Genomic DNA, 335 nt, shown 5'->3' with positions numbered 1-335 from the left:
AGTGCCATGACTCAGTCCTACAACCCCGGCAGATAAATCTGCCGGTTTGGGCTCTTTCCTGTTCGCTCGCCGCTACTTGGGAAATCGAATTTCTTTCTCTTCCTGCAGCTACTTAGATGTTTCAGTTCACTGCGTGTTCCTTTCACAAGCTATGTATTCACTTATGAATAACATGTCTGCACATGCTGGGTTCCCCCATTCGGAGACCTCCGGATCAAAGCCTACTTACGGCTCCCCGAAGACTTTCGCGGTTAGTCGCGTCCTTCATCGGCTTCCAGTGCCAAGGCATTCACCGTGCGCCCTTCTTCACTTGACCTAACAAGTTTCGTTCTTTC

At 50.1% G+C, this 335-nt stretch carries 1 rRNA gene; it reads right to left on the bottom strand.

The window, feature by feature from the left end:
• Window positions 1–316: ribosomal RNA gene (locus lacNas_RS12735) — 23S ribosomal RNA — on the bottom strand; the annotation flags it as partial.
• Between the last annotated feature and the right edge of the window lie 19 nt (window positions 317–335).

The organism is Lactobacillus nasalidis (genome assembly GCF_016587775.1).
Classification (GTDB): Bacteria; Bacillota; Bacilli; order Lactobacillales; family Lactobacillaceae; genus Lactobacillus; species Lactobacillus nasalidis.
The sequence above is the reverse complement of the archived record's forward strand: the minus strand, read 5'-3'. Positions and strand labels throughout refer to the sequence as shown.